The following is a 25,295-nucleotide window of genomic DNA, read 5'->3' as shown; positions in this document are numbered from 1 at the left end:
TTTACTCCTGATTATGAGATGGGGTGGCGGCCGTAGCCAGCTCCTGGGCGATACGGCTCTCCCAGAGGGTTCGCTGCTGCCGGCGGCATTCACTATTTATGGATGGCATAAATCGACGGGCGACCTGCACGGTCTGACAGGCCGCGTGTAATGAGTCCCAGAGCAGACCGCCGGAACCGGCGAGAAACGCGGCTCCTCGCAGGCTGGCGCGCGCCGTTTCGGCCATTCTGAGAACCGGAATGCCGCTCAGATCGGCCTGAATTTGCATCAGGGTGTCGCTGTTGGACATTCCACCACCCACCACCAGTTCACTGACGCTGAGGCCGGTGGCCTGTTCGTTGGCGCGAATGCAGGCGGCCACCGAATGGGCGATGCCTTCGAGAATCGCCCGGGCTATCTGCGCGCGGGTGCTGGAGATGGAAATACCGTTGAGCGAGGCGCGGGCCTGCGGTTGCAGCACCGGAACCCGAAGCCCGGTTAGCGCCGGAATAAAGCTTACGCCGCCAGCGCTGGCGGTTTGCGCTGCCAGATCGCTGATCTGCTCCGGGGTGTCGAACCAACCCAGATTTTCACATACCCAGTTAAGGGCGGATCCGCTGGTGGGGACGAAGGTTTCGACGGAATAGTGGGATTTCCCATGCTGGCGTCTGGCGGTCATCACCAGCGTGCTTTCACCGGCCTCGTGCAGTGCCGGGAGCTGGTCGCCAACCAGCAGATCGACAAAACTGCCGGTGCCGTGCATACACAAGGATTGACCGCGCGCGATGCAGCCCAGACCGACGGCGCCGGCAAACTGATCGCCCATGCAGGCCAGTACCGGCACGGCGATGCCGAGCAACGATTTTTGCGTGGTGCCGAGTATCTCCCCATCATCGACCAGAGTGGGTAACAGTCCGCTCGGGAAGGCCAGCTCTGCCAGCCACGGGGCGTAGTAACGGTGATCCCGTAGCTGATAGGCGCCGGCCGAGGTGGCATTGGTCGGCGTGGACAGACAGCGCCGCTCCTCGGTGAGATGCCAGAGCAGCCAGCTATCGATGGTCCCAAACATCAGGCGTCCGGCCCGGTGCGCCGCTGCGATCGCCGGGGTGTCGGCAATATGGCGGGCGGCCCACAGGTACGGCGAGCGAATCCCCACCGGACGGCCGGTGTGATTCAGCAACGGTTGGTCCCATTCGCCGGCTTTGTCCGCCAGTGTCCGGGCATAGCGAGCATCTTGCCAGACCATCGCCGGTACCAGCGCCTGGCCGCTCTCGCGATCCCAGAGTACGGCGGTGGAGCGCTGGGTGGCGATAGCCAGTGCCTGAATGTGCATGTTGCGGCTTTGCGCCTTGGCGATGGTCTTGCGACATACCGCCAGCGTCATAGTCAGGATCTCGTTGGCATCTTGTTCCACCACGCCGTGACGTGGGCTGATGACTCGAAGCGGGTGATATTCCAGACAGTGAACCTGTCCGTCCTGACCGACGACCGCCGCGCGGGTGCCGGAAGTACCTTCATCAATCGACAGAATAACGTTTTGCGGTGCATTCATTTTGTGCCTCGGCCTGTTTCCTGCGCGACAGGCTGCAGGGGGGGATGGGATGGGGGTAAAAATTGCGGCGCGCCAGGTTCGTTATCCGGTTGGATCGTGGTGCGCGTCGGATCCCAGGAGATAACGAAGCAGACGATGCTGGCGCAAAGCGGGACGGCCGACATGATCAAAAAGGTCGACTGTAGCCCGTACATTTCACGAAAGATGGGGAAAACAAACAGACCGATGGCAGCGCCAATCGCCCCTAACGCGCCGACGATGCCGTTGGCTCCGGCGCGTAATTCGCTGCGAAAGGAGAGAGAAGACAGACTCTTACCGTTGGCGCCCGGACCGCCGGAATGAAACAGAATAAACAGAGCCGGTACCATCAGCGATACCCACAGCGGCATGCCGTCGCTGAACAAACCGAGAGTGAGCAGGACCAGAAAAGCGATGGCGAAGCCGATAGCGGAGGAGCGGCGCAGACCGAGACGACGACCGATCTCCGGTGACAGAAAACCGCCGACAATACCGAATATGTTAAAAAATAGTGAACCAAGAGTTGCGTAGACAAAGTTTTTACCGAACAGACTGGCGCTGATGACCGGGAGATACCAGCCCACGCCGAAATATTGAATCGACTGACAGATCTGTACCGTCGATGCCAGAATTGTACGAGGTAAATAGACACCGCGAAAAATAAGCAAAACGTTTTTAATTCCTTTTTGCGCCTGGCCAATTATCGGTTTTTGTTCGCTGGTGGGGGCGAGAATAAAACGATCGCCATATATTTTTTGCATCGCTGTGACCGCATCAGGCAGGCGCGATTTACGCGCTAACCACACCGGACTTTCAACCAGATAACGTATTTGCAGCAGCAAAATGATTATTCCGCAAAGCGCGGTTGCGGCCACCGAATAGCGCCAGATAGTATCGCCGACCTGCCATGAATAAAATAACAACGCCAGTACCAGATTTAAGCAGACGGCGACATACCAGACTCCTTGCCAGGTATTGAGCCGGCTTTTAAAGCGCGCCGGGGTAAACTCCGCGAGCAGCGCCATCGCCACCGCGAAATCCATGCCGTAGGCTATGCCCACAAAGAATCGGCCAGTAAGTATCAAATTGAAATCATGGGAGAAAGTGACGAGAAGGGCACCGAGAACGGCACATATTTTTGCCGCAATCAGCGGCGTGACCCGCCCCCAGCGGTCGGCGATCCAGCCGCCGACGGGATTAAAAATAATGGCAATCCATGAAGAAAAAGAGGTCAGCATCGCCACGTCCGTAGCGCTTAGCTGTAAATCCCGGGTCATCGGATTGAGCCCGGCGCTTAATGCTGAATTAGAGAAGGCGTCTAAAAATAACCCGCCGAGTGCCAGCCACCAGATAATGCCGGCTTTACCTGTAATATTCGGCTGTGCATCGATAAACTGAATTATATCGTCAATGCCGCGAATATTTTTTTTGCTTGTATTTTTATGAACAGACATAGCGGTCCCCTTTGCAAATATTCGAAAGAAGGCCGCTACATACAGGAAAGGCAATGAGAGACCATCTTAATGAATGACAGATAGTCTCTAATCTAAAATCTGTAGGCTGAACTCTAGAGCGGTGAACGGCGGGTGTCAAAGCGCCGGGAAAGCTTTACGTGCAATTTGTGACATGTAACTCATTTGTTAAGAATAAGATCTAAAAAATAGCCAGTGTCGATAGCGTCGGGACCAGAAATCGGCGCGACCAGAGCTATAACAGTTTTTATAAACGGCTATTTTTTCATTGCTGATATACTATAGGCGCAAACCTGAACCGCGAGACTCCTCATGAAAAAGTATCAGCAGCTTGCGCAGCAGTTGACCGAACAGATTGCGCTCGGCGTCTGGCAACCCGGCGATCGGCTGCCTTCGCTACGCGAGCAGGTAGTTAGCAGCGGGATGAGTTTTATGACCGTCAGCCATGCCTACCAGCTGCTGGAAAGTCAGGGCCGGATTATTGCCCGTCCGCAGTCCGGCTACTACGTGGCGCCAAAACCAGTCAGACTCCGCCAGCCGCCACCGCCTGCGCAGGTGACCCGTGATGAAGCGGTGGATATCAACACCTACATTTTTGAGGTGCTGCAGGCCAGCCGCCGGGCTTCGATGCTGCCCTTCGCCTCGGCATTTCCCGACCCGCGACTGTTTCCGCTCCAGCAGCTTAATCGATCGCTGGCGCAGGTGAGCAAAACTGCGACCGCCATGAGCGTCATTGAGAATCTGCCGCCGGGCAATGATGAGCTACGCCACGCGATTGCCCGGCGCTACGCGCTGCAGGGGATGAATATCTCGCCGGACGAAATCGTTATTACCGCGGGTGCCCTGGAAGCGCTGAATCTCAGCCTGCAGGCGGTGACGGAGCCAGGAGACTGGGTGGTGGTGGAAAACCCCTGTTTTTACGGCGCGCTGCAGGCGCTGGAAAGGCTGCGGTTGAAAGCGCTGTCGGTGGCGACGGATGTCAAAGAGGGGATTGATTTAGCCGCGCTGGAGCAGGCCTTGCAGAGTTACCCGGTTAAGGCCTGCTGGCTGATGACCAACGGACAGAATCCGCTCGGCTTTACGCTGAGTGCGGCGAAAAAGGCGCAGCTGGTGGATCTGCTGGCGCGCTATAACGTGGTGCTGATTGAAGATGATGTCTACAGCGAACTCTATTTTGGCCGCGAAAAACCGCTCCCCGCCAAATTCTGGGACCGGCAGGAGATGACGCTGCACTGCAGTTCGTTCTCAAAATGCCTGGTGCCCGGTTTTCGAATCGGCTGGGTGGCGGCCGGTAAACATGCCCGACGTATTCAGCAGCTGCAGTTAATGAGCACGCTCTCCACCAGTTCGCCGATGCAGATGGCGCTGGTCGATTACCTCTCTACCCGGCGCTATGACGCCCATCTCCGCCGCCTGCGTCGCCAGCTGGCTGAGCGTAAACAGCAGGCCTGGCAGGCGCTGCTGCGCCATCTGCCCGCCGAGGTGAAAATCCATCACAGCGACAGCGGCTACTTTTTGTGGCTCGAACTGCCGGAAGGGGCTGATGCCGGAGAGCTGAGCGCCAGGGCATTGCGCGATAACATCAGTATTGCCCCCGGGAAAATGTTTTCTACCACCGCCAGCTGGACCTCTTTTTTCCGCTTTAATACCGCGTGGGGCTGGGGAGAAAGAGAAGAACAAGGGGTTAAACGACTCGGCGAACTTATTCGTGAGCAGCTGAGCTGAAGATCTGATTTTTTATACGGCTAAACAGCCGCTGATGAAATAACTAAATATTATTATCAAGCCCGGCCGGTTAATATTTTACCGGCCGTGGTCATAGGAAATACGCATAGTCGTATCCTGCCTCTAACTCCTTGTCTATAATCCATATTGTTGCCAGGTATTCATCGATTTTTGTGGAATGCGCCCCTTGTCACAACCTGAATAAATTTCTCCGGGGGGCGTAAGTGCGCCGTCTATGGTTATTAAGGGAGATATTTTTACGGCACGGCTGCCGCTAATTTTATTGTGACAGGAGTAACACCCGATGAGCAAAAAAATTGCCCGTGGCAGCCTCTGTGCGCTGGGTATGGCGATCCTGACCGCGCAGGCCGCTGAACCGCCCGCTTCGCTGGATAAAGGAGAAGGCCGGCTCGATATTATCGCCTGGCCGGGCTATATCGAGCGTGGCCAGACGGATAAAAATTATGACTGGGTCACCCAGTTTGAAAAAGAGAGCGGATGTCAGGTGAATGTGAAAACGGCCGCCACTTCCGATGAGATGGTCAGCCTGATGGCGAAAGGAGGGTACGATCTGGTCACCGCCTCGGGTGACGCCTCCTTGCGCTTAATTATGGGCAAGCGGGTGCAGCCCATTAATACGGCCCTGATTAGCAACTGGTCTACCCTCGACCCCCGCGTTGAAAAAGGCGCCTGGTTTAACGTCGGTGGTAAAGTTTACGGCACCCCGTACCAGTGGGGACCAAACCTGCTGATGTACAACACCAAAATATTCCCGACGCCGCCAGACAGCTGGAACGTGGTCTTTGTCGAGCAAAAACTCTCCGATGGTAAAAGTAATCAAGGGCGCGTCCAGGCCTACGACGGGCCTATCTATATTGCCGATGCGGCGCTGTTCGTGAAAGCCACCCAGCCGCAGCTGGGTATCACCGATCCCTACCAGTTGACCGAAGCACAGTATCAGGCGGTGCTGAAGGTGCTGCGCGCTCAGCATGGGTTAATCCACCGCTACTGGCATGACACCACCGTTCAGATGAGCGACTTCAAAAACGAAGGCGTGGTGGCCTCGAGCGCGTGGCCATACCAGGCCAACGGCTTAAAAGCCGACGGCCAGCCGGTTGCCACCGTCTTCCCGAAAGAGGGGGTGACCGGCTGGGCGGATACCACGATGTTACATAGCGACGCCAGACATCCGGTGTGCGCCTATAAATGGATGAACTGGTCGCTGACGCCGAAGGTACAGGGCGACGTGGCGGCGTGGTTCGGCTCGTTGCCGGTGGTACCGCAAGGCTGTAAGGCGAGCGCGCTACTGGGTGACAAAGGTTGCGAAACCAATGGCTACAACGAGTTCTCTAAAATTGCATTCTGGAAAACGCCGGTAGCCGAAGGGGGTAAATACGTACCTTACAGCCGCTGGACACAGGACTATATCGCGATTATGGGCGGCCGGTAATCGGCCGGAGGCAGAACATGACGTACGCGGTAGAGTTTCACAACGTCTCACGTTTCTATGGTGACGTTCGCGCAGTGGACGGCGTCAACATGGGGATCCGTGATGGCGAGTTTTTCTCCATGCTGGGGCCGTCCGGCTCCGGCAAAACCACTTGCCTGCGGCTGATCGCCGGATTTGAGCAGCTCTCCGGCGGGGCGATTTCAATTTACGGGCACAAGGCCAGTGAGCTGCCGCCGTGGCAGCGCGACGTGAATACCGTCTTTCAGGACTATGCGCTGTTTCCGCATATGTCGATCCTCGATAACGTTGCCTACGGGCTGATGGTCAAAGGCATCGGTAAAAAGGAGCGCCATTTTCGCGCGCAGGAGGCGCTGGAAAAGGTGGCCCTCGGCTTTGTGCACACCCGCAAACCGTCACAGCTCTCCGGCGGACAGCGGCAGCGGGTGGCGATTGCCCGTGCGCTGGTGAATGAACCGCGGGTGCTGCTGCTTGATGAGCCGCTCGGCGCGCTGGACCTAAAGCTGCGCGAGCAGATGCAGGTTGAACTAAAAAAGCTCCAGCAGACGCTGGGGATCACCTTTATCTTCGTCACCCACGACCAGGGCGAAGCGCTGTCGATGTCCGACCGGGTGGCGGTCTTTAATAACGGGCGTATCGAGCAGGTTGATGCCCCGCACGATCTCTATCTGCGTCCCAAAACCGCGTTTGTCGCCGGCTTCGTCGGTACCGCTAACGTATTTGATAGCGATCTTGCCGCCCGGCTGTGCGGGATGCGCGGGGTCTGGTCACTGCGACCGGAACATATTCGCCTGAACAGCGGCGGAGAAGTGCAGGTTCAGGGCGTGGTGCAGGCGGTTCAGTACCAGGGGGCCGCAACGCGTATCGAACTGAAGCTGGCGAATGGCGACAAGCTGCTGGTCAGCCAGGCGAACAGCGATGGCGGGATGGCATCCAGCGCGCCGCAGACCGGACAAACGGTGCTGGCTTCGTGGTCACGTTCGGCGATGGTGCCTTTGGAACAAGGGGGCTGAGATGACGATGGTCATTCCACGCGCGCCGTCCGGGCGTCTGTCCGGACTCTTCTGGCGCAGGCCATCGCTGGGCCTGTTCTTACTCCTGCTGGGTCCGTTAATGTGGTTCGGCATTGTCTATCTGGGATCGCTGCTGACTTTACTGTGGCAAAGCGTCTATACCTTTGATGATTTCACCATGTCGGTCACCACGGATCTGACGCTTGCCAACCTTAAAGCGCTGTTTAATCCGGCGAACTACGACATCATTGTCCGCACGCTGGTGATGGCGCTGTCGGTGACGATTGCCAGCGCGGTGCTGGCTTTGCCGATGTCGTGGTATATGGCTCGCTATACCCGCGGCAAAATGAAAGCATTCTTCTATATTGCCGTCATGCTGCCCATGTGGGCGAGCTATATCGTGAAGGCCTACGCCTGGACGTTACTGCTGGCGAAAGATGGCGTGGCGCAATGGTTTCTCGGGCATCTCGGGCTGGAGGAGGTGTTGAACCTGGTACTGACGATTCCGGCGGTCGGCGGAAATACGCTGTCGACCTCAGGCCTCGGCCGTTTTCTGGTGTTCGTCTATATCTGGCTGCCGTTTATGATCCTGCCGGTACAGGCGGCGCTGGAACGCTTGCCGCCTTCGCTGCTTCAGGCTTCCGCCGATCTTGGCGCCCGCCCGCGGCAGACGTTCCGCCACGTGGTTCTGCCGCTGGCGATCCCTGGCATTGCCGCCGGATCGATTTTTACCTTCTCCCTGACGCTGGGGGACTTTATCGTTCCGCAGCTGGTGGGGCCGCCCGGCTTCTTTATTGGCAATATGGTCTATTCCCAGCAGGGGGCGATCGGCAACATGCCGATGGCAGCCGCATTTACCCTGGTACCGATTGTGCTGATTGCCCTCTATCTGGCGTTCGTGAAGCGCCTGGGAGCGTTCGATGCACTCTGAACGGGCACCGCTGTTCCTCAAAGTCGCCACCTGGGGCGGAGTGATTTTCCTCCATTTTCCGCTGCTGATTATCGCGCTGTATGCGTTCAATACCGAAGATGCCGCCTTTAGCTTTCCACCTCAGGGGCTGACGCTCCGCTGGTTCAGCGAGGCGGCAGGGCGCAGCGATATTATCGAAGCCGTGACGTTGTCACTTAAAATCGCCGCGATGTCGACGGCGATTGCGCTGGTACTTGGCACGTTGGCTGCAGGCGCATTATGGCGCAGTACGTTTTTTGGCAAAAATGCCGTGTCGTTACTGCTGCTGTTGCCGATCGCGCTGCCGGGGATTATTACCGGACTTGCGCTGTTGACGGCCTTTAAGGCGATTAATCTGGAACCTGGCCTGCTCACTATCGTCGTGGGGCATGCCACGTTTTGCGTGGTGGTGGTGTTCAATAATGTCATCGCCCGTTTTCGCCGGACGTCGTGGAGTCTGGTGGAGGCATCAATGGATTTAGGCGCAACGGGCTGGCAGACCTTTCGCTATGTGGTGCTGCCGAATCTGGGATCGGCGCTGCTGGCGGGAGGAATGCTGGCGTTCGCGTTATCGTTTGATGAAATTATCGTTACGACATTTACCGCCGGACATGAGCGGACCTTGCCGCTGTGGTTGTTGAATCAGCTGGGGCGCCCGCGCGATGTACCGGTGACCAACGTGGTCGCGTTGCTGGTGATGCTGGTGACGACGATACCCATTTTGGGTGCCTGGTGGCTTACCCGTGATAGCGACATGAGCGCTGAAAACAGTAAATAATTTATTTCTACAGGATAATGCTATGCAACATAACCTTTTGATTAACGGTGAGTTAGTGGCGGGTGAAGGCGAAATGGTGCCAGTATTCAATCCTGCTAATGGTGAGGTCATTCTGGAGATTGCGGAAGCTACGGAGGCCCAGGTCAACGCGGCGGTTGAGGCAGCGGATCGGGCTTTTGTCAGCTGGAGCCAGACGACGCCGAAAACCCGCGCGGACTCTCTGTTAAAGCTGGCGGAGGCGATTACCGACCACGCTGAAGCGCTGGCGAAGCTGGAGTCCTTAAACTGCGGCAAACCGCTGCACTGCGTGATGAACGATGAGCTGCCCGCCGTCGCCGATGTGTTCCGCTTCTTTGCCGGCGCGGTACGCTGTCTGCCGGGCATGGCGGCGGGCGAATACCTGGAGGGGCACACCTCGATGATTCGCCGGGATCCGGTTGGCGTGGTGGCCTCTATCGCGCCGTGGAACTATCCGTTAATGATGGCGGCGTGGAAGCTGGCGCCGGCGCTGGCGGCCGGCAACTGCGTGGTCATCAAGCCGTCAGAGATTACGCCGCTGACGGCGCTGAAGCTGGCTGAGCTGTCCAGAGAGATTCTCCCTGCCGGCGTGCTGAACGTGCTGTTTGGCCGAGGTAAAACCGTGGGCGATCCGCTGACCGGCCATCCGAAAGTGCGCATGGTGTCGCTCACCGGGTCGATTGCCACCGGCGCCCATATTATCGGCCATACGGCTTCATCGATAAAACGCACGCATATGGAACTGGGCGGCAAAGCGCCGGTGATCGTGTTTGACGATGCGGATATCGATGCCGTGGTGGAAGGGGTGAGAACCTTCGGTTTTTATAATGCCGGGCAGGATTGTACCGCTGCCTGTCGCATTTACGCCCAGCAGGGGATCTACGATCGGCTGGTGGAGAAACTGGGCGCGGCCGTGGCCACGCTGAAAATTGGCCAGCCGGACGATCCCGCCACTGAACTGGGGCCGCTGAGTTCTCAGGCGCATCTGGAGCGGGTCAGCGCAGCGGTTGAAGCTGCACGCGCGTTACCGCATATCCAGGTGGTGACCGGAGGAAGTCAGGTGGCTGGCAAGGGATATTTCTATCAGCCGACGCTGCTGGCTGGCGCAAAGCAAGAGGATGATATTGTTCAGCGTGAGGTGTTTGGCCCGGTGGTCAGCGTGACGTCGTTCAGCGATGAAGATCAGGTGCTGGCATGGGCCAACGACTCGCAGTACGGCCTGGCTTCGTCGGTATGGACTCGCGATGTGGGCAGGGCTCATCGTCTGAGCGCGCGTCTGCAGTACGGCTGTACCTGGGTCAATACGCACTTTATGCTGGTCAGCGAGATGCCGCACGGTGGGCAGAAACTTTCCGGCTATGGTAAGGATATGTCGATGTACGGCCTGGAAGACTACACCGTCGTGCGTCATGTGATGATAAAGCATTGATGTGATGTTAAGTGGCTGTAATAAATTGTTTTTATATTCCAGCCACTTTTTTATGGGGCATCTGTGCGACATTGAGGTCAGCATGACTGTTCAACAGGGCAATCTGATCGCCATTTTGGGCGCACATCCCTTTCCCGTAAACGCTGAAAACCATTTGTGCAGAGGTGTACTGGTAGGTGATAAAACGTGGGTTTGCCCCGGCGTTTATTGCCCGGAATGCAAATGTATGTCGAGACTCATGCGCTTTCCGGTGTTTGAACCCGGTGGCGCTGGTAATGGTAGGGGAGCGACGCTTCCATCTTCCGCCAGACAATGACCTGAGCTGGTGACGGGCTCATAATCCACACCATCAGGGGCGTGGTTGTTAATCCAGTCCGGGGCCTGACTTTATCGAACCAGCGCTAATTACACAAACCGCTCGGTTTTTTTCGTGGTCCGCATTCCGAGAAATCCAGAAGTACATATCCTTTTGACTTCATACAGTCCTCGATTTTTTTAGTTCTGGCGTCGTGCTCTGCTATTGTTTCACCGGGCGGCACACCGTTACGAATGAATTTGTTATCCCATGAATTGAGCGAAAACTTTCTGTCCACGCCGCACTCGTACAAATCATTTCGGCGTTTTTGCACGTTAGTATGGCCCATCGTCTGCGGATTCTGGAACGTCTGAACATATGGAAAATAGTCATAGTTACTTGAATCCATATCGGCGACAACACAACCGGTTAAACTAATACACCAAATCAGACTGAACTTTCTTATCGCGTGCACCTGTCAACACTCTCCAAAGTTATGTTTTAGACTTTTCCGTGGCCCTGCTTTCCGGGGGTACTTAGTTATAACACACCGCACCCGGCGATAAACGGAGGTGAGAGACCATGATGATAAAACATTAAATGCCGACAGAAGCCGAATGTCTGTTGCCGCCATGATGGGGAAGCCGCTGAACCGTGAACGGCGAAGGTGCCGTTCGGAGATCGTCGCCGCGCTATGGCTGCCTGAATTGTCCAAGGAGCGCAGCAACAGGAGAGATTAATGGTCACATCTGGCTTTAACATCGCCGATAAAAGATGCGACGGCATCCTGTAAGACGTTATTTTTGTTGGTTCGGTTAATCGTCATCATCGCTTTGGTCTCATCGGTGGAAATTTGCCATGTCTGGATAGTCAGCCCCAGCTCCGTGGCATAGGTTCCGGTCATGGCCGTTGGGCTTAACACGGTGTAGTTCATGATGCTGTCGGTCACGGAAGGGGATTTTTTATCAATATTTACCACCACTACTTTCTCGGCGAAACCATCGTTTTTAATGGCAAATTGGTTGTACTCATAGGCGCCAGAACCCCGCAAGTTTTCAATAACCCAGCATCCCGCACTGGCGGATGAGGAGGCCAGCAGCAGAACACAACCGAGATAATAAGTCCTCGCCATTATTCATTCTTCCTTATAGTGACAATCTGAAGGGGGCTGATGAAATACTCTCCGCCGATCTGCTGTTAAATATTGCGTATTTTCGCGTGCAGTTAAAGAAAATACAGTAGCAAAGCCGGGAAATGGCTCTCAGTATCCCTGTTTATCGCAATACATCGCCGTTCTGTAGGCGGTATCTGATGGCGTGGAATAGTATTCGGCAGGGAGTGCGTCGAATTGACACGACATGGCAGCAATTTGCATCAATAGCACTAGAGGGCTGGCACATGAGCGCCTATGCCGCAGGCAATTTTACCGATGCAGAAGAGACAATCTATACCAAAGACCTGGGCAAATCCGGGAGGCTCTTCAAGCGGAAAAACGGTCTGACCGCCATGTTCTTTCCTCTGCAGGGTGGGCGTACTATGCTTAAAAAATGGCGTTGTGATACGGGGCTCGATATCACTAACAACCGATGACAAAAAACAGCTTCAATGAAGATAACCTATTGTTTATAATGGATTAGGGTTGGCTTTCGGCTAACGCGGGACAACCCTTACGCTAAACGACATCGTGAAATTCAAGGAGAGTTGACCAATGAAAAGCGAAGAGCTGACTCGTAAAGCTGAAGAAGAGATCTCGGCGCTGATTAGCAAAAAGGTTGCAGAACTGCGCAAGAAAACGGGGCAAGAAGTCTCTGAAATTGAGTTTGTTGCTCACGAAACCATGTCGGGTCTTGACGGATACGACGTCAGGATCAAGCTGATGTGAAAGATAAAGGTCGCCGGGGCGGCCTTTTTTATGCCTGCTGCTGCGGATGGGGCAACCTTCAGGGGTCGGCTATAAGTATGAGGCGGTGCCTGGGCGATCGCGAGCTTGTTACGGCCGGGATAGTCACTCTCTGCGTGCATTAGCTTGCTAATAGTCACAATGGCAGTTATTGCTAAAACAGAAGCAGTGAAATATGAGAGGATTCTTATGCCCCTTCAAGAGCTAAGCCAATGAGTGCCGGAGATAAGCGCCGGGTGGGGCGTGTAATCTGCCTTTCAGCGCGGACAGACAGAAAACTCATCAGATAACATTTCCGTCGCTGCGGCAATCCACAATAAAACCCCTGTATTGAATACAGGGGTTTTTTTTGGTGGCTGTAACGTCGGCACAATTGGTAAGAGAGGGACGTAGAGATGCCGGAATGTTCTATTTCCCGCATGAACTGTGGTGTTATTTGTCACCCATGAAGTCGCAGTGAGTAAAATGTTTTCTGGCGTATCCGCAGGATGTTGTCACGCGCGCGTCGAGCTATCGCTTTGATTTTTTTGTCGGTAAACCAGACTGGCGACGATCGCGAATGTAAGAAACCAGATTATACGCTGCAATTACCAGCAATAGCAGTGCCACAATAAGCACAATAATTCCAGACATGTACCACCCCAAAATAAATGAGTAAAAGCAAAAAAGGTCAAAATATGCAATTAAGAATGTAATTTCTAAAAGATGAGAACGCAAATGATATTTACTGATAAGTGCATTGTCAGTCAGTATCTAAAATAGACGGTTGATTTGTTTATTTGTTATAAAACAGTGTGTTGTGGTGTTTTGTTTACTGGTTTTCTTGAGCGGATTGTGTAAGTTCTTCCGCATTTTTAGTCAATTTCCGGAGTTTTTTTTATTATCCTTCATTAATTTACCGTATGATTTATGATGTTTTTTAGGTTTGTTCTTATACACTATTTTTATTATTCGTCGAACCTTTCGCGACGTCATGTAAGACATCAGACAGTTATTCCCTTTTAATTTCACCTGAGCAGATTACTTTCATGGAGGCAATGAGGACAAATTGTTCATATTGTCCAGTAAGCTGCAGAGATGGACGCTGGAGAATGAAAGGGGATCGACAGAGGCCTCTTTGGGTTCCACTACATTTTGTTCTACTACTTGTTCTACTACATTGTGTAGATCAAATGTTAAAAAACACTGTCCGGCCGCGGCGGCCAGGGGGTAAAAGGATGTTTGAGGTTTGACTTTACAGGCAGGCTCATGCGAACATTTGTCATAATTTGTTACTTTGACGTTGATCTTGTTTTGAAAAAAATAGCTTTTTTTCTGTCAGTGGCCTGCGCCACGGCAATGGTGTATGGCAATTTACCTGCCCGGCATATTAGCCTTTGTGAACAGCAGGGGGTCAGCGAGTCCATCTGCGCAGCGGCTGAATGGGATAATGAAAAAATTAATCTGCTGCCTGACTATAACCCTGAATATATAAAGGCTAATGCCGAGCTTCAGGCTCGGACCCGCGCGGATAAAACCGTCGCGATTAAAGCGTAAAAAAGCAGCCCGCAGAGGCTGCTTTTTTAGGTTTCTTTGCTGAATAAAATCAGTAAAACCAACCAAAACGAACAGATAACAGGCTGATAAGCGCGAAAGCTACGCCGACATTAATCAGAATTACGGTTTTGCTGGAAACATCCATAACGCCACCTTTATGAGTAAGCCTCTACAGGTATAGTACGAGGCGAAAGGAAGTGCTATCAGACAAGGATGAATTGGCTGTTTTCCGCTGATTAAGCGCGCTATTCATTGTGTGATTTTGCGGACTGTGTCGCACTCCTGGTGCCGCTCATCTCCGTATCATAATGAGGCTTATCAGGGAAGGAAGAAGAATGACCTTATACCAGAAGATGCTGGTTTTTTATGCAGTTATGGGATGTATTTGTGCGATCATTAGCTGGTTTCTGACAAAAGAAAGCCGGTTGATTCGCCTGCTGGCCGCACTGTTGATTGGCGCCACCTGGCCGTTTAGCTTTCCGATGGCGCTGCTGGTCTCGTTATTCTGACAGCATAAAGCGATGGCAACCGTCATAATGTTACTGTATAAAAATACAGTAACTGTTGGCGGGGTAACCTTATGAAGAGCTATTTTTCCTCATTCGCTGGCGCGACCGTGCGCTGGTTCGATTTCCCAGGGCACGGCGATCCGGTGGTCTTTATTCACGGGTTGGGTTGTGCATCCTCTTATGATTATCCAGGCGTGGTGACCGATCCGGCTTTTTCCGGTCAGCGGGCCCTGCTGATCGACCTGCCAGGCTTTGGCTATAGCGACAAGCCTGGATCCTTTGGTTACGGCACCGCTGAACAGGCGCGGGTTGTTGTGGAGCTGCTTGACAGTCTGCAACTGACCCGCTGCTCACTGTTCGGGCACAGCATGGGCGGCAGTATTGCCATTGAAGCGGCTGAGCTTCTGGGCCGCCGCGTCCAGGCTCTGCTGGTCTCCGAACCCAATCTTTATGCCGGTGGTGGCATGTACAGTCGGGCTATCGCCGCCCAACCGGAAGCCGGGTTTGTGGCGCGCGGCTTTGCCGATTTGCTGGCAGCGGAAACCTCTCCCTGGGCCGGGTGTCTGCAAAACAGCGCCCCCTGGGCGGTATGGCGAGGGGCCAGCAGCCTGGTTGATGGGGTGTCGCCGTCCTGGTTCGCGCGCTTTCAGCAATTATCCTGCCGCAAGGCGCTGATTTATGGTGAACTGTCGCTTCCTGCTCAGGAGGCTGACGATGTTGTCGCCGCAGGTATTCCGCTGCTGGTGGTGCCGGATGCGGGCCACTCTATGGCCTGGGAGAATCCCGTTGCCCTGGCCGATTGTATGGCGCAATTCTTCAGCCGTGCTCAGGCGGACGGCGAAATATCGCCGGGGTGATTAGTTTGCCCGACCGCGCGGAGGACGGAACCGCCAGCCGTGGCGTGCGTAGACGCTGGCGTTCAGCGGGAACGACTTTTTCTGCCCGGTTGGCAGGAGATGCGCTGGTTAGGGACCCGCAACCTTTCGCCGTGGCGTGCGGTCGCAATGGCATTGCGACCGTTCCGCGGTCAGCCTTCCGCACAACGGCTGCTCACTGGCGCGGTTTAAGCCGGTTAGGAGAACGGGCTAACCGGCAGATCCGGGGGTTAAAACGGCAGTTCGCGCGGACTGGTCTGCAGCGTTATCCAGCGTAGTTCGGTAAACTCGGCAATACCTGCGCGGCCGCCGAAGCGTCCGTAGCCGGAAGCTTTGCAGCCGCCAAACGGCATTTGCGCTTCATCGTGCACGGTGGGGCCATTAATGTGGCAAATGCCGGTTTGCAATCTCTGGGCTACATTCCACGCCCTGGCGGTGTCGCGACTGTATACCGCCGAGGAGAGCCCGTATTCGCTTTCGTTGGCTACCGTCAGCGCTTCCTGCTCACCCTGCACCCGGATAATGGCTTTTACCGGGCCAAAGGATTCCTCCTGCCATATCCGCATGCTGCGGGTCACTCCATCAAGCAGGGTGGCGCGCATCTGAGTGGTGTCGGCTTTACCACCGGTTAAAAGCCGGGCCCCTTTGGTCAGCGCGTCGTCAATCAACTCATTGCAGCGTGTGACGGTCTTCATATCGACAACCGGCCCCATCAGCCCGGCGGGCAACGTTGCCGCGCGGCGACTGAGCAGAGCGATAAAGGCGTCGGCTATTGATTGGTCGACGATAATGCGCTCGGTCGACATACAGATCTGCCCGGCGTTAGCGAATGCGCCAAAGAGGGCGCCGGCCGCCGCTTGTTCGAGATCGGCATCGTCGAGGACCAGCAGCGGCGCTTTGCCGCCGAGTTCAAGCACTGCCGGTTTCAGGTGCTCTCCGCAGGTGCGGGCGATAATGCGTCCGACCGGCGTGGAGCCGGTAAAGTTGACGCGGCGCACTGCCGGATGGGCGATAAGCGACTCCACCAGCGCGGGCGCATCCGCCGGCGCGCAGGTGAGATAGTTCACGACGCCGTCCGGTAATCCCGCCGCAGCCAGCGCATCAATAATCAGCGCCTGACTGGCGGGCGACATCTCCGCCCCTTTCAGGATCACCGTATTCCCGCAGGCTAACGGTGTCGCAACCGCGCGCGTGGCGAGGATCAGCGGCGCATTCCACGGCGCCATCCCCAGTACCACCCCAGCCCCCTGACGCACGGCCATGGCCAGATTGCCCGGTACATTAGACGGAATAATCTGCCCTTCAATCTGGGTGGTGAGGGCGGCGGCCTCACGCAAAATGTCGGCGGCAAGATGAACGTTAAAACCCGCCCAGTGCGCCGTCGCACCCGTCTCAGCTGACATGGCGGCGATGAATTTTGCTTCACGATGCTGCATTTGCTCCGCCGCCTCCAGCAGCAGGCGACGACGTTCGGCGGGGGGCGTATCGCGCCATTGCGGGAAGGCGGCAGCGGCGGCTTCGACGCTGCGTCGGGCATCGGCCAGGCTTGCCGCCGATGCGATGGACGCGGGCTGTTCGCTGAGCGGATTGGCACGGGTAAAGGTGGCCTGGCCTTCAGCATCATGCCACTGGCCTTGGGTATATAAGTTGCAGGTTATTGTCATGGGAAAACCTCGTTGTGCGGCGTTCTGCGGTTTTCCGAGTGTATCGGGCGACGAGACCGCGTGGAGCAGGCAGGGCGGTTATCGCACGTTTTTTTTCGGCTTTTATAGGCAGTTCACAACTTCAGCAGGCTGGCCCGGACTGGACAATAAACCGGCGAAAACAGCGCTTTCAGCATAACCTGATACCGATTGATTATTTGCCGGTTGCATGCCGCTGTGCTGTTATTAGAGCACTTATAACAAATTGATAAGGTTTATAACCATGTCTACAGGGAAAACGTTGATTGCGCTGGCGTTAAGCGCATGGCTGCCGGCCGGCGTCGCATGGGCGGCCGGTAACGATACGCTGATCTATTGCTCCGAAGCCTCGCCGGAATCATTTAACCCACAGATTGCCAGCTCCGGCCCCTCGTTTGTGGCCAGCTCACAGGTGCTCTACAACCGTCTGATCACCTTTGATCCGGTTAAAAACACGCCGATCCCTTCGCTGGCCACTGCGTGGACCGTGTCGCCAGATGGCAAAACCTGGACCTTTACCCTGCGTAAAGGAGTGAAGTTCAACAGCAATAAGTACTTTACTCCGACCCGCGATTTCAACGCCGATGACGTGCTGTTCTCCGTCCTGCGTCAACAGGATGCGAAACATCCGTACCATAACGTTTCGCAAGGCAACTATGAATATTTTCACGATGTCGGGCTGGATAAGCTGATTAAAGAGGTGAAAAAGGTCGATGATTATCATGTCCAGTTTGTACTGACGGAGCCGAATGCCGCCTTCCTCGCCGACTGGGGAATGGATTTTGCCTCAATACTCTCCGCGGAATACGCCGATGCCATGATGAAGAAAGGCACGCCGGAGTATGTTGATACCTGGCCTGTCGGGACCGGTCCGTATGCGCTTCAGCAGTATAAAGTCGATTCGCTTATCCGCTACATTGCCAATCCGCATTATTGGGAAGGCGAGGTGCCGACAAAGCATCTGATTTTCTCCATCACCCCGAATGTCGAGACTCGCCTGGCGAAGCTGCAAACCAACGAATGTCAGATTATCCCGGCGCCGTCGCCGGTGCAGTTTGCCGCGATCAAGGGCAATAAAGATCTGGCGCTGCATGCTGTTGAAGCGCTGAACGTCGGCTATCTGGCGTTTAATACCGAGAAAAAACCGTTTGATAACGTGCTGGTACGTCAGGCGCTGAACTACGCCACCGACAAACAGGCAATCGTCAAAGCGGTGTTTATGGATTCGGGCGTGGTGGCCAAATCTCCACTGCCGGCGAATATGCTCGGTTATAAGAAAGATCTGCCGGATTACGCCTACGATCCGCAAAAGGCTAAAGCGCTGCTGAAGCAGGCCGGGCTGGAAAAAGGGGCGGAGGTGACCTTGTGGTCGATGCCGGTACAGCGCCCCTACAACCCCAATTCGCGCCGCATTGCTGAAATGATTCAGAACGACTGGAGCAAAGTGGGCATCAAGGCCAAAATCGTCACCTATGAGTGGGGGGAATATCTCTCCGGCATGCGTAAAGGCGAACACGACAGCGCCCTGTTTGGCTGGATGTCGGACAATGGCGACCCGGACAACTTTGCCGGGACGTTGCTGAGCTGTGATAATATCAAGAGCGGCTCCAACGTTGCCCGCTGGTGCGATAAGTCGTATGACGCGCTGGTCAAAAAAGCGATCCTGGTCAGCGATCCGCAACAACGCGCCGCGCTATATGGTCAGGCGCAAGAGATCTTTTATCAGCAGGCGCCATGGATTACCCTGGCGACCGGGAAAACCTTCTACGCCACGCGCAGCAACGTTAGCGGGTATAGTGTGAGCCTGATGGGGAGCGATTTTTCGAAGGTTAAATTGAACTAAGCCGAAAGGAGCACATATGGCACATCTGGATGACGTTATCGCCCGTGTCGATGCGGCGATCGCCGAAGGGGTGATTACTCACATGAATGAACTGCTGGTGGCGCTGAGTGACGATGCTGAGCTGAGCCGCGACGAACGCTATACCCAGCAGCAGCGTTTACGCACCACGATTGCCCATCACGGCCGTCAGCAGCATGAAGAGCAGGAAACGCGCCGCGAGCAGTTGAATAAAGGCGGCGCCATTCTCTGATATTGCGCGCTAAAACTGGCGTCTGGCCACCAGCCAGGCGCCTGCCACCAGCATCACCGCGCCGCACAGCGGCCCCAGCAACGCCCGCCACGGTACGCCGTGAGCGCGAATGATATCCATCGCTAATCCCCCCACCAGTTGGCTGGCAATCAGCACCGCGATAGTGGTGGCGGCGCCAACGTTCTGATAGCCACTGATGCTGGCGAAGACAAAAAACGATCCCAGTAATCCTGGAATGAGCGTCCACCATTTTATGCTGAGCGCCAGCTCCTGAAAGCCCGCCGCACCGTGGCGCAGCAGCAGGATGGTAACGAAAATCACAATCCCCACCAGCGAGTTCAGCAGCATCGCAATGAGTATTGTGGAGGCGGACTGCGTAATGCGCACCATCAGCGTATTTTGCACCACCAGTCCGACGCCTGCGGCAATCAGACAGGCGAGGGTCAGCGAAGCGTTCATGCGCTGGCGTCCGGATCGCGACGATCGTCGAGCTGGAGCTGCATAAAGGTCAGATCCAGCCAGCGGCCAAATTTTGTGCCGACCTGCGGCATCTGCCCGGTGGTGACAAACCCGAGCGTTTCATGCAGATGCAAAGAGGCCTGGTTTTGCGCTTCGATACCGGCCACCATGACATGTTTGTTCAGGCGACGAGCCTCCTTAATCAGCGCCACCAGCAGGCTGCGGCCTAATCCTTTACCCTGATGGTCGGGGTGGACGTAGACTGAATGTTCGACGGTATGGCGAAAGCCGTCAAATGCGCGCCAGTCGCCAAACGAAGAATAGCCGGTCACCACGCCGTTTTCTTCGCTCACCAGAACCGGGTAGCCTGCCAGCTGACGCGCTTCAAACCAGGCGATGCGGTTATCGGTATCGACGGTTTTGTCATTCCAGATGGCGGCGGTGTGCAGCACCGCGTGGTTGTAAATTTCGGCAATCGCCGCGCAATCTTCTTTGCAGGCGTAACGAATGGTCATAGCAAACCTCAACTCAATCTCTGTACACTATAGTAGTACGATATTATTACAATAATGTACGCAATGCTGTCATCTGTTTTAGCAAGAAATTTATCAAGAGCTGTTGTCTGTGGGCAGGTATAGCGGGGCGGCGTGGCCAGAGGGTACGGGGCTGGCTTTGCCCGCGCTCGCCTTGTCTGAGATTGATTCATACACTATAGTACTACGCTATGAATACTATTGAAGACAATATGAATCAGCGCATTAGCGCCCGTATCCGTATCGAACGCGAATCTCGCGGCTGGTCGCTCAGCGAACTGGCCGAACGCGCTGGCGCCTCACGCGCTATGATCCACAAGATCGAGCGCGGCGAGAGTAGCCCGACGGCATCGATGCTCGGGCGGCTGTCCGGTGCTTTCGGCATCAGTATGTCGACGCTGATTGCCCGAGCGGAGATGCAGGAAGGTAAACTGCTGCGCTTTGCCCAGCAGCCGGTCTGGCGCGATCCGCAAAGCCACTATTTACGGCGTCACGTGTCGCCGCGTAGCGATCTGCCCATCGACCTGGTGCAGGTGGAGCTGCCGGCGGGTAGCGATGTGCCGATGCCCGCCGCCTCCTACGCGCTGGCGCGTCAGCTGATCTGGCTGCAACAGGGGGAGCTGGTGTTTGTCGAGGGCGCGACCCGGCATGAGATGCGGGCCGGTGATTGCCTCGAGTTGGGGCCGCCTAACGACTGCCGTTTTATCAATGAGTCCAGCACCTCCTGCACCTATCTGGTGGTGCGATTAAATCAATCTGCCTCATAATGCCAATGTGCGCGGCGGCAATTGCGACTAGCCTCAGTACAGGTCCTAAACAAGAGGAGTTTGCTATGGCTTTTCATCCGCAACGTCACCGCCGCTGGGTACTGGCTTCTCGCCCGCACGGCGAGCCGACAGGGGATAATTTCCGTCTGGAAGAGAGCGATGCCCCGACGCCCGGTCCCGGGCAAGTGCTTCTGCGCACGGTTTATCTCTCGTTAGACCCCTACATGCGCGGGCGCATGAGCGATGCACCGTCCTACTCGCCGCCGGTTGCCATCGGCGCCGTGATGGTCGGTGGAACGGTGAGTCGCGTTGAAGCGTCTCACCACGCTGACTTTAAACCGGGAGAGTGGGTGCTGAGCTACGGCGGCTGGCAGGATTTTGAACTCTCCGATGGCAACGGGCTGGTGAAGCTGGGCGAACATCCGCAACACCCGTCGTGGGCGCTCGGCATCCTCGGGATGCCCGGTTTTACGGCCTATATGGGGCTGCTGGATATCGGTCAGCCGAAGGCGGGAGAAACGCTGGTGGTGGCCGCGGCCACCGGGCCGGTGGGCGGTACGGTCGGCCAGATCGCGAAGCTGAAGGGATGTCGGACGGTGGGGATTGCCGGCGGCAGCGAGAAATGCCGTTATGCCGTTGAGACGTTGGGCTTTGACGTCTGCCTCGATCACCGCGCGCCTGATTTTGCCGAACAGCTGGCGCAGGCTTGCCCGCAGGGCATTGACGTTTACTATGAAAACGTCGGCGGCAAGGTGTTTGATGCCGTGCTGCCGCTGCTCAATACCTCGGCGCGGGTACCGGTGTGCGGCCTGGTGAGCGGCTATAATGCGACCGAACTGCCGGAAGGGCCGGATCGTCTGCCGCTATTGATGGCGACGCTGCTGAAAAAACGGATCCGGATGCAGGGCTTTATTATCGGCCAGGACTACGGGCATCGTATTGCCGAATTCCAGCAGGAGATGGGGCGCTGGGTGCAGGAAGGAAAAATCAAATACCGCGAGCAGCTCGTTGAGGGCCTCGAAAATGCACCACAGACGCTGATTGGCCTGCTGAAGGGAGAGAACTTCGGCAAAGTGGTCATCCGCGTTTCGCCTGACGAATAACAAACACTGCCCCCGGTCTTGCTGCGCTGACCGGGGCCTACGCCCCGATCGCTAGCCCGCATCACACGCAAGCGCGCTATCCGCGCTTTCCCTTATCGCATCCCCCTATCAACTGTCCCTGAATCAACTCAGATGGCACGGTAAAACCGATTACCGGCGAGGGAGCAAAGCCTCAGCTTGCCGTCGACACTAAGGCGCTGGACGGGATGTATGCCGGAAAAATCCGCCTTGTTGCCACCGAGGACGGGGTGGGAGTCAACCTGAACAGCGTTACCGCCACCCAACGGGATATTTCCCTGACTACGGCCGGAAAAATCACCCTCAGCAATGTTAAAGCGCAGACAGACCTGAACGTCAGTGGCCGGGAAATCGGTCAGCCATGCTGTGCTGGCGGGCATCAGCGCGGAAATCGGGCGGGGGGACGGGAAAGGATCGGCCGCTGGTGCCCTGGCGGGGGAGCTGGCCGGCGTCATCATGCAAAGTTCGTTGTTCGAACCCGCTAATCTGAATGAGCAAGAGCGCCAGTTGCAGCGTCTGCAGGAAGCACTAAACGGTAACGAGGCAAAAGAGCAAATGGCCCGCGTGATTGGCGCGTTAACCGGTGCGTTGACCACGCATACGCCCGAAGGCGCGTATAGCGGTGCAGACAGTGCGCAAAATGTTTACCGTTACAATATGACGGAGCATATGCTGCAACAATATGCTCTGGATAATCAGCGGGATATTCTGGCGGCAGATAAAGGGGATAAGGAGGCAGCTAAACGCGTTCAGGCCCGGAGGGAAGCGGCGATTATCGTGGCTGCTGCCAGCGGCGGAGGTATGGCACTGACCGCAGGTAGAATGACTCTGGTTGGTACGGCCCCCGAGCTGGTTCTGGCGAATACTCAGTCTGTTGCCAGTTTTATCAAAGGAGAAACAGCCGCCGGAACGAATCTTTCTACGAAAACGGCAGATTATGTCCGCGATATTCAGAAAACCAATACTGACCAGTTAGTTAAAGTGTTTGATCCAAAACAGAGTAGCGATAAGCTCAATGTGTTCGGGAAGGAGTTTGCGCAGGTGTTGGGTGATGGAGGGAGTAACATACAGGGGAATACTAAAGTGTTTGCAACTGAGGGACTTTCGCAACAACAAATATTCGATTATGCCCAATCACTAACCGGGGGGAAACCTTTAATAGAAATACCCACAGCTCCAGGTAGGTTCTATGCAAAGTTAGATGATGGTAGTACTATAAATCTGAGGAGCTATTCTGAAAGCTCGGATAAAACAAAGGCTTGCTGGACGATAGGTATTATTGGGAATCAAAAACTAAGTGAGATTCAGGGGAAGGTAAAGAAAAATTGAAATTAAATTTAGGTGAGGTCGTATGCTTTATAATAAAGAAAAATATAATTTACTTGTCCAGTCGTTGGAAGATTCATCTATAAGTACTATATGGTCGGCAATTGTTTCAGAAAACTTTGAGGACATAGAGCTATCGTATGAAGAAAGGATTGATATTTTTCTAAAGTTAATTAAATGCCTGCTTTCTGAAGGACGAGTGAAATTAGGAAAGCACGATAAATTTCTGGATGGAACTATCGAGGAGAAAATAGAACGATATAGAAAGGCGCTACCTACATGTGAAGAGGACTTATACTCTGGCTTGTGGTTCACATTTGAGGAATGTCCGGGAGGGATTGTCTGGATCCATGGCGATGGATATGAATACTGGACCTGATACACCACTAGTCATAACGGCTCTTCGAAGCCGTTATCCTTGAATATCTTTCCCATGTAAACGCTGTTTGTCGGCCATGATACTGAAATTAACGGTACTGCCAGCCTCTGATAGATCCAACCTGGACAGACCAAAGGCAGGGTTATTGACGAACGAGCGGACAGGGCCTGCGCCTGACAAACTCGTCGCCTGATACTCTGCAAACTGCCGACGCTTCCGGTCGGCTCGTCTTTATCCAGAAGGCAGTATCGCAGCCTTTAACGTCTCGCAGAATCTAAAGTCAGCCATAAAACGCCAGCCGCTCGGCTAACAGGTCGACAAACCCCTCCCGGTCGACATCCAGCAAGACCGTGGTATTTGGCTGATTGCCGGTGAGGAAGTAATAATCGACCACCGTCATGCCCTGGGTATATTTCCCCTGGGTTTCCACGCCGACCCAGCGCTCAACGCTGGTAAACAGGTGCGGCTTCAGTAGCCAGGCGATGGTGCAGGGATCGTGCAGCGGGGCGCCGGTGAAGCCCCATTTAGCATCCTTGTGATACTCCATAAAGAAGTCGAGCAGTTCGGCAACAATGGTGGCTACCGGGTTGCCGAGCTGGCGGAAACGTTCGATATCCAGGCCATGAATCTGCGCCCGATGCGTGACATCCAGCCCGGCCATCACCACCGGAATACCCGACTGGAAAACGATCTCCGCCGCTTCCGGGTCGACGTAGATATTAAACTCGGCGGCGGGCTGCCAGTTGCCGAGCACCATCGCGCCGCCCATCATCACGATACGCGCGATCTTGTCATGCAGTTCCGGGTGGCTGTTGAGCAGCAGGGCGACGTTGGTTTGCGGGCCGGTGGCGACAATCGTCACCGGCTGCGGGCTTTCGCGCAGCGTTTTCGCCATCAGCTCCACGGCGGTAACGCTCTGCGGGGCAAAATCAGGCTCCGGCAGCGCCGGGCCGTCGAGCCCGCTTTCGCCGTGAACGTTATCAGCGATGATCAGCTCCCGCATCAGCGGCTTACGCGCGCCGCCGGCCACCGGAATATCCTGGCGTTGCAGCAGCGTCAGCATGCGCAGCACGTTACGCAGGGTTTTCTCCGGCGTCTGGTTACCGGCGGAGGAGGTGATGGCTTTGACGTCAAGTTCGGGTGAGGCGAGGGCGAGAACGATAGCGATGGCGTCATCATGACCCGGGTCGCAATCAAGGATGATTGGCAGTGCCATAGCGGCTCCTTTTTATGGGCGTTATTTGTGATAAGGGTAACGCTCTGGGGCACAACAGACGAGAAAGGATAAATCAAAGCGTGAAGTATGCCGCATTATGATGGTGGAGGGGATGATTCCCCGCTGGCGCTGCGCTTAGCGGGGCGACGAGGTTATGCGGTCTGTTTCCCCGCTGGCGCTGCGCTTCGCGGGGCGACGAGGTT

The 25,295-nt window shown here is 55.4% G+C and carries 27 protein-coding genes; 17 read left to right on the top strand and 10 right to left on the bottom strand.

Annotation, left to right across the window (positions count from 1 at the left end; translation table 11 throughout):
• Position 1 precedes the first annotated feature (1 nt).
• Both AC007G_RS11940 and AC007G_RS11935 read right to left on the bottom strand, forming a co-directional pair.
• On the bottom strand, positions 2 to 1,531 hold the full coding sequence (locus tag AC007G_RS11940) for an FGGY family carbohydrate kinase (protein WP_142630606.1): 1,530 nt from the start codon (positions 1,529 to 1,531) through the stop codon (positions 2 to 4).
• Positions 1,528 to 3,003: an MFS transporter gene (locus AC007G_RS11935; protein ID WP_064794262.1), complete on the bottom strand. Its 1,476-nt coding sequence runs from the start codon at positions 3,001 to 3,003 to the stop codon at positions 1,528 to 1,530. Before AC007G_RS11935 ends, AC007G_RS11940 begins: the two co-directional genes overlap by 4 nt.
• Before the next feature lie 330 nt (positions 3,004 to 3,333).
• Between AC007G_RS11935 and AC007G_RS11930 the strand changes: the two genes are divergently transcribed.
• From AC007G_RS11930 to patD, 6 genes are all read left to right on the top strand, one after another.
• Positions 3,334 to 4,746: an aminotransferase-like domain-containing protein gene (locus AC007G_RS11930; RefSeq protein ID WP_032687886.1), complete on the top strand. Its 1,413-nt coding sequence runs from the start codon at positions 3,334 to 3,336 to the stop codon at positions 4,744 to 4,746.
• A gap of 304 nt (positions 4,747 to 5,050) precedes the next feature.
• Positions 5,051 to 6,196: a putative ABC transporter substrate-binding protein YdcS gene (gene ydcS / locus AC007G_RS11925; protein ID WP_032699980.1), complete on the top strand. Its 1,146-nt coding sequence runs from the start codon at positions 5,051 to 5,053 to the stop codon at positions 6,194 to 6,196.
• A 17-nt stretch (positions 6,197 to 6,213) separates the two neighbouring features.
• Positions 6,214 to 7,227, top strand: a complete 1,014-nt coding sequence (locus tag AC007G_RS11920; RefSeq protein ID WP_032687884.1) for an ABC transporter ATP-binding protein — start codon at positions 6,214 to 6,216, stop codon at positions 7,225 to 7,227.
• A 1-nt stretch (position 7,228) separates the two neighbouring features.
• Positions 7,229 to 8,158, top strand: coding sequence for an ABC transporter permease (locus tag AC007G_RS11915; protein WP_046852573.1), 930 nt, complete (start codon positions 7,229 to 7,231; stop codon positions 8,156 to 8,158).
• The gene (locus tag AC007G_RS11910; protein WP_032687882.1) at positions 8,148 to 8,954 is read left to right on the top strand and encodes an ABC transporter permease; all 807 of its coding nucleotides are present in this window, start codon (positions 8,148 to 8,150) and stop codon (positions 8,952 to 8,954) included. Before AC007G_RS11915 ends, AC007G_RS11910 begins: the two co-directional genes overlap by 11 nt.
• 22 nt (positions 8,955 to 8,976) lie before the next feature.
• Positions 8,977 to 10,401 carry an aminobutyraldehyde dehydrogenase gene (patD, locus tag AC007G_RS11905; RefSeq protein ID WP_046852572.1) on the top strand — a complete coding sequence of 475 codons (1,425 nt, stop codon included), beginning with the start codon at positions 8,977 to 8,979 and terminating at the stop codon, positions 10,399 to 10,401.
• Between the two features lie 1,031 nt (positions 10,402 to 11,432).
• On the opposite strand, the gene AC007G_RS11900 is transcribed toward patD, so the two are convergent.
• Positions 11,433 to 11,828 carry a hypothetical protein gene (locus tag AC007G_RS11900; RefSeq protein WP_032699977.1) on the bottom strand — a complete coding sequence of 132 codons (396 nt, stop codon included), beginning with the start codon at positions 11,826 to 11,828 and terminating at the stop codon, positions 11,433 to 11,435.
• Positions 11,829 to 12,094: 266 nt separating this feature from the next.
• Here AC007G_RS11900 and AC007G_RS11895 point away from each other — a divergent pair, with 266 nt between their 5' ends.
• Both AC007G_RS11895 and AC007G_RS11890 read left to right on the top strand, forming a co-directional pair.
• Positions 12,095 to 12,286, top strand: a complete 192-nt coding sequence (locus tag AC007G_RS11895; RefSeq protein ID WP_155274639.1) for a hypothetical protein — start codon at positions 12,095 to 12,097, stop codon at positions 12,284 to 12,286.
• Positions 12,287 to 12,404: 118 nt separating this feature from the next.
• Positions 12,405 to 12,578, top strand: coding sequence for a GnsA/GnsB family addiction module toxin (locus AC007G_RS11890; RefSeq protein WP_032687879.1), 174 nt, complete (start codon positions 12,405 to 12,407; stop codon positions 12,576 to 12,578).
• 528 nt (positions 12,579 to 13,106) lie between these two features.
• Here AC007G_RS11890 and AC007G_RS11885 read toward each other — a convergent pair.
• On the bottom strand, positions 13,107 to 13,229 hold the full coding sequence (locus AC007G_RS11885; protein ID WP_086816685.1) for a small membrane protein: 123 nt from the start codon (positions 13,227 to 13,229) through the stop codon (positions 13,107 to 13,109).
• A 615-nt stretch (positions 13,230 to 13,844) separates the two neighbouring features.
• Between AC007G_RS11885 and AC007G_RS11880 the strand changes: the two genes are divergently transcribed.
• Positions 13,845 to 14,132 (top strand): hypothetical protein, encoded by a 288-nt coding sequence (locus AC007G_RS11880; RefSeq protein WP_131063813.1) that lies wholly within the window; start codon positions 13,845 to 13,847, stop codon positions 14,130 to 14,132.
• A gap of 49 nt (positions 14,133 to 14,181) precedes the next feature.
• Here the strand turns inward: AC007G_RS11880 and yncL are convergent, their stop codons facing one another.
• Positions 14,182 to 14,277, bottom strand: coding sequence for a stress response membrane protein YncL (gene yncL, locus AC007G_RS11875; RefSeq protein ID WP_064610873.1), 96 nt, complete (start codon positions 14,275 to 14,277; stop codon positions 14,182 to 14,184).
• A gap of 190 nt (positions 14,278 to 14,467) precedes the next feature.
• Here yncL and AC007G_RS11870 point away from each other — a divergent pair, with 190 nt between their 5' ends.
• The gene (locus AC007G_RS11870; protein ID WP_004861568.1) at positions 14,468 to 14,641 is read left to right on the top strand and encodes a GhoT/OrtT family toxin; all 174 of its coding nucleotides are present in this window, start codon (positions 14,468 to 14,470) and stop codon (positions 14,639 to 14,641) included.
• Positions 14,642 to 14,712: 71 nt separating this feature from the next.
• The gene (locus tag AC007G_RS11865; protein ID WP_032696283.1) at positions 14,713 to 15,498 is read left to right on the top strand and encodes an alpha/beta fold hydrolase; all 786 of its coding nucleotides are present in this window, start codon (positions 14,713 to 14,715) and stop codon (positions 15,496 to 15,498) included.
• Positions 15,499 to 15,746: 248 nt separating this feature from the next.
• Here the strand turns inward: AC007G_RS11865 and AC007G_RS11860 are convergent, their stop codons facing one another.
• Complete coding sequence (locus AC007G_RS11860; protein WP_142630607.1) at positions 15,747 to 17,180, bottom strand: aldehyde dehydrogenase; 1,434 nt, start codon at positions 17,178 to 17,180, stop codon at positions 15,747 to 15,749.
• Between the two features lie 262 nt (positions 17,181 to 17,442).
• On the opposite strand from AC007G_RS11860, the gene AC007G_RS11855 reads away from it, so the two are divergent.
• Both AC007G_RS11855 and AC007G_RS11850 read left to right on the top strand, forming a co-directional pair.
• A complete protein-coding gene (locus AC007G_RS11855) occupies positions 17,443 to 19,041 on the top strand; it encodes an ABC transporter substrate-binding protein (RefSeq protein WP_047664851.1) in 1,599 nt (532 codons plus the stop codon).
• Between the two features lie 16 nt (positions 19,042 to 19,057).
• Positions 19,058 to 19,291, top strand: a complete 234-nt coding sequence (locus AC007G_RS11850) for a YdcY family protein (RefSeq protein WP_004861582.1) — start codon at positions 19,058 to 19,060, stop codon at positions 19,289 to 19,291.
• A gap of 9 nt (positions 19,292 to 19,300) precedes the next feature.
• Here the strand turns inward: AC007G_RS11850 and AC007G_RS11845 are convergent, their stop codons facing one another.
• Positions 19,301 to 19,750: a DMT family transporter gene (locus AC007G_RS11845; protein ID WP_032699971.1), complete on the bottom strand. Its 450-nt coding sequence runs from the start codon at positions 19,748 to 19,750 to the stop codon at positions 19,301 to 19,303.
• On the bottom strand, positions 19,747 to 20,265 hold the full coding sequence (locus AC007G_RS11840) for a GNAT family N-acetyltransferase (protein WP_032687873.1): 519 nt from the start codon (positions 20,263 to 20,265) through the stop codon (positions 19,747 to 19,749). Before AC007G_RS11840 ends, AC007G_RS11845 begins: the two co-directional genes overlap by 4 nt.
• 209 nt (positions 20,266 to 20,474) lie before the next feature.
• Here AC007G_RS11840 and AC007G_RS11835 point away from each other — a divergent pair, with 209 nt between their 5' ends.
• Both AC007G_RS11835 and AC007G_RS11830 read left to right on the top strand, forming a co-directional pair.
• Positions 20,475 to 21,050 (top strand): helix-turn-helix domain-containing protein, encoded by a 576-nt coding sequence (locus AC007G_RS11835; protein ID WP_015584412.1) that lies wholly within the window; start codon positions 20,475 to 20,477, stop codon positions 21,048 to 21,050.
• Positions 21,051 to 21,115: 65 nt separating this feature from the next.
• The gene (locus AC007G_RS11830) at positions 21,116 to 22,153 is read left to right on the top strand and encodes an NADP-dependent oxidoreductase (RefSeq protein WP_032687871.1); all 1,038 of its coding nucleotides are present in this window, start codon (positions 21,116 to 21,118) and stop codon (positions 22,151 to 22,153) included.
• Between the two features lie 128 nt (positions 22,154 to 22,281).
• Here the strand turns inward: AC007G_RS11830 and AC007G_RS11825 are convergent, their stop codons facing one another.
• A complete protein-coding gene (locus tag AC007G_RS11825; RefSeq protein ID WP_180889140.1) occupies positions 22,282 to 22,629 on the bottom strand; it encodes a hypothetical protein in 348 nt (115 codons plus the stop codon).
• Between AC007G_RS11825 and AC007G_RS11820 the strand changes: the two genes are divergently transcribed.
• Both AC007G_RS11820 and AC007G_RS11815 read left to right on the top strand, forming a co-directional pair.
• Entirely contained in the window at positions 22,628 to 23,500 is an 873-nt protein-coding gene (locus tag AC007G_RS11820; RefSeq protein WP_228724097.1) for a hypothetical protein, read from the top strand. The two genes, AC007G_RS11825 and AC007G_RS11820, sit on opposite strands and share 2 nt — an antisense overlap.
• 22 nt (positions 23,501 to 23,522) lie before the next feature.
• A complete protein-coding gene (locus AC007G_RS11815; protein ID WP_032696277.1) occupies positions 23,523 to 23,876 on the top strand; it encodes a DUF596 domain-containing protein in 354 nt (117 codons plus the stop codon).
• A gap of 280 nt (positions 23,877 to 24,156) precedes the next feature.
• Here AC007G_RS11815 and rihA read toward each other — a convergent pair whose 3' ends face one another.
• Positions 24,157 to 25,092 carry a pyrimidine-specific ribonucleoside hydrolase RihA gene (gene rihA, locus AC007G_RS11810; RefSeq protein ID WP_142630609.1) on the bottom strand — a complete coding sequence of 312 codons (936 nt, stop codon included), beginning with the start codon at positions 25,090 to 25,092 and terminating at the stop codon, positions 24,157 to 24,159.
• Positions 25,093 to 25,295: the final 203 nt, after the last annotated feature.

It is taken from the genome of Klebsiella sp. CSG-1, from assembly GCF_056521145.1.
Note: the sequence above shows the minus strand (reverse complement) of the source record. Positions and strands in the feature narration are given on the sequence as shown.